This is a genomic window from Streptomyces bohaiensis (assembly GCF_012033785.1).
GTDB classification, from domain to species: domain Bacteria; phylum Actinomycetota; class Actinomycetes; order Streptomycetales; family Streptomycetaceae; genus Streptomyces; species Streptomyces bohaiensis.
This window is the reverse complement of the sequence record NZ_JAAVJC010000396.1, coordinates 1-3,244: the sequence shown is the minus strand read 5'-3', so window position 1 is coordinate 3,244 and position 3,244 is coordinate 1. Positions and strand designations below refer to the sequence as shown.

2 protein-coding genes and 1 pseudogene are annotated in these 3,244 nt (G+C 75.3%); all 3 read left to right on the top strand.

Going from position 1 to position 3,244, the window contains the following annotated elements; genetic code table 11:
• Window positions 1–306: 306 nt before the first annotated feature.
• Entirely contained in the window at window positions 307–1,122 is an 816-nt protein-coding gene (locus HCN52_RS23160) for a hypothetical protein (protein ID WP_168090385.1), read from the top strand.
• Window positions 1,123–1,330: 208 nt separating this feature from the next.
• The gene (locus tag HCN52_RS23155; RefSeq protein WP_168090384.1) at window positions 1,331–2,080 is read left to right on the top strand and encodes a DUF3558 domain-containing protein; all 750 of its coding nucleotides are present in this window, start codon (window positions 1,331–1,333) and stop codon (window positions 2,078–2,080) included.
• Between the two features lie 375 nt (window positions 2,081–2,455).
• Window positions 2,456–3,169: pseudogene (locus tag HCN52_RS23150) on the top strand (DUF2637 domain-containing protein); the annotation flags it as partial.
• Window positions 3,170–3,244: the final 75 nt, after the last annotated feature.

Genomic DNA, 3,244 nt, shown 5'->3' with positions numbered 1-3,244 from the left:
CCCCCGGCCCTGCCGCCGCGCCCGCCCGTGCTTACGCGGGTCCGCACCGTCCCGGCCGCGCCGCCGCCGACCTGAGCACCGAGCCGTCCGCGACGCCACGGAGGGCGGCCGTCACCCATCGCGACAGCCGTCCGGGCCCGGGGCCGCCCGTTACCGGCCACGCCGCGCGGCCCCCGTTTCACCGTGGTGTACGTTGCCGGTCCCCGTCGTGTACCGGGCTCGTACCGGTCCGGGATGAGACGGCGGTGGCCGGGCAGGCGGCCAGTAGACTCCCCCGTCATACGAGCGAGCGAGGAGGCGGAGCGCGTGCTGCGCAGAGCGACGACCACCGGTTCGAGCATGCTGGTGGTGACGGCGCTGGCCGTGGGTATCACGGCGTGCAGCGCGGATCCGGGCGACGACGGTCGCGGCGGCGGCAACGCCGCGGAGAGCGCGCTGGCCCAGCCCGGGCGGCACTCCGGACTGCCGGAGCCGTGCGGCGCCCCCGCCGAGGAGCGGCTGCGCCAGCTGCTGCCGGACGCCGACGCGCGCACGCTGCGCGGCGAGCCGCACATGACCTACGACACCGGCCGCCGGTACGGCTGCGACTGGGTGAGCAGCACCGGCGACGCCTCGCGGACGCTGACGGTCGACTTCCTGCGGGTGATCTCCTACGACCCCGAGGTCAGTGACAACGACCTGGCCGCGCGGGACTTCGCCCAGCGCGCCGAGTCGGCAGGCATCGACCTGGACGACGGCTCCACCGGGACCGACCGCGACGCCCCCCGGGACGGGGAGGGCACCGACGGGACGCCGCCGAACTCCGAGGACGCCGGGCGCGAGGGCGAGGACGCGGCGGGCAACGACCCGTCCCCGCAGGGCGCCGAGGACGAGCTCCGACCCGAGGGCGCCTACGCCCCCCGCGCACTGCCGGGGATCGGCACCGCCGCCTACGTGGACGACCGGCTGGCCGACGACGGCGGGCGCCGGGACGTCTCCCTCGTCTTCCACAGCGCGAATGTGATTGTCGCCATTGACTACAGCGAGGCGCTCGCCGGCGGCCAGGACGAGCCGGACAGCGAGGCGCTCCAGGAGCGGGTGCGCGCCCTCGCCTCCCAGCTGGCCGAACGCTTCGACAACTGACGCGAGTCGGGCCCGGCCGACCGGGCCACCCGGCGCCGTGCCGGGGCCGGGTGGCCGCGCCGCGCGGCCGGGGCGGGTGCCCGCGCGTGGGGGACACCACCCGCACGGATGGTCCGTGGCGGCCGCGGTCCGGCGTACGGTTCCTCTGACGGGTCCGCGGCGGACGAAGGTAGCGGGCCCGGTGCAGACATCCTTCGAGGAGTGACTGATGGACCGCAACGTCCGGCCCCTGGCCGGCTCCCTCCGCGGCGCCGGCCCCGCGCTGGCCGCGGCCGTCGCGGCCGTGCTGCTGCTGGGCGCGTGCAGCTCGGACTCGGCCGGCGACAGCGACGCCGGCACCGACGACGCCCCGGCCGCGGACGAGCCGGGCGCCCCCGAGGAGGTGCGCTACGCGGAGCTGCCCAACGCCTGCGAGACCCTCGGCGACGACACCATCGACGAGGTGGTGCCGGAGGCGGGCGAGGAGAAGGAGCTCCCCTCGGCCGACGTGGCCGCGACGAGCGCCTGCATCTGGAGCGGCCTCGACGGCTACGACTTCCGCTCGCTGACCGTGACGCTGAAGCGGTTCGACTCCGACCCGGCCCTCGGCGGCGGCGACGCGCGCGCCGAGACCTTCCTGCAGGCGCAGACGGCGGAGATCGCCGACGATCCCGCGGTGGAGGACGCGGTCGAGAGCACACCGGAGGGCATCGGGGACCAGGCGGTCGGTCTGGCGTTCACCTCGGAGAAGACCAGCGGTGACAGCGAGCGCGACTTCCGGCAGCAGCGGATGGTGGTCCGCACCGCCAACGCGGTGGTGACGGTGGACTACGCGGGGACCGGCTTCGAGGACGCCGACCTGCCGAGCGCCGACGCGATCGAGGAGGGCGCCGAGCGCGTGGCCTCCGAGGTGGTCGCCTACCTGGAGTCCCAGGCCGCGAACGGCGGGGCGGACGAGGAGTCCGGCGAGGACGACTGAGCCTCGCCCCGGCCCCGGCCGGCGCGGTTGCGGGCAGCCGAAACCCGCCCCACCCAGACCTTCACCGGACCTTCACCCGACGGCCCGGCACCCCGCTCCCGCGGCGGGTGCCGGGCCGTCGGCATGCGGCGGGAGCACGGACGACGGGTTGCCGCCGGCGGCGCCGGAGCCGATCCCGCCGGTGGGACACACCGGTGTCACAGCACGCCGCGCACCACCCCAATAGCGGAGAAGCCGGGCATCCGGCCGTGGCGGCAACCCCGCACCGGGCCCGGGCGGGCGGCAGGGGTGTGCCACGCTAAGCGACCCGGAACACCCGTACGCACATTCGGTCGTTCCCGCGCAGGCAGTACACCGAACAGGGAAGGACCGGTCGTGGCGCCCGTCGTCCAACTGACCCGTACCCACCGCATCCTCATCGGGATCATCGTCGTCGGCGCGACGGTGATCGCGGCCATCGGCTTCGTCGGCTCCTACGCCGCCGTCCGCGAACTGGCCGAGCGGAAGGGGTTCGGCGACTTCGCACCGTTCGTGCCCATCGGCATCGACGCGGGCATCGTGGTGCTGCTGGCGCTCGACCTGCTGCTGACCTGGATGCGTATCCCGTTCCCGCTGCTGCGGCAGACCGCGTGGCTGCTCACGGCGGCCACCGTCGCCTTCAACGGGGCGGCCGCGTGGGGCGATCCGCTGGCCGTCGGCATGCACGCCATCATCCCGGTGCTGTTCATCATCACCGTCGAGGCCGCCCGCCACGCGGTGGGCCGCATCACCGCCGTCGCCGCCGACAAGCACATGGAGGGCGTCCGGCTGTGGCGGTGGGTGCTCTCACCGTTCCCGACGTTCCGGCTGTGGCGGCGGATGAAGCTCTGGGAGCTGCGCTCGTACCAGGAGGTCATCGACCTCGAACGGGACCGGCTCGTCTACCGGGCACGGCTGCGCGCCCGGTACGGCAGGGCGTGGCGCCGCCGGGCGCCCGTCGAGGCGCGGTTGCCGCTGAAGCTCGCCCACCTCGGCGTCCCCCTGGACCCCGACGCACCGGCGATCGAGCCGGCTCCGGTCGCGGTGGCCGCACCGGCCGGCGGCGGCCCGGCGCTCGGACAGGTAGCGTGACCGACCATGCGTCTCGTCATCGCCCGCTGCTCCGTGGACTACGCCGGCCGGCTC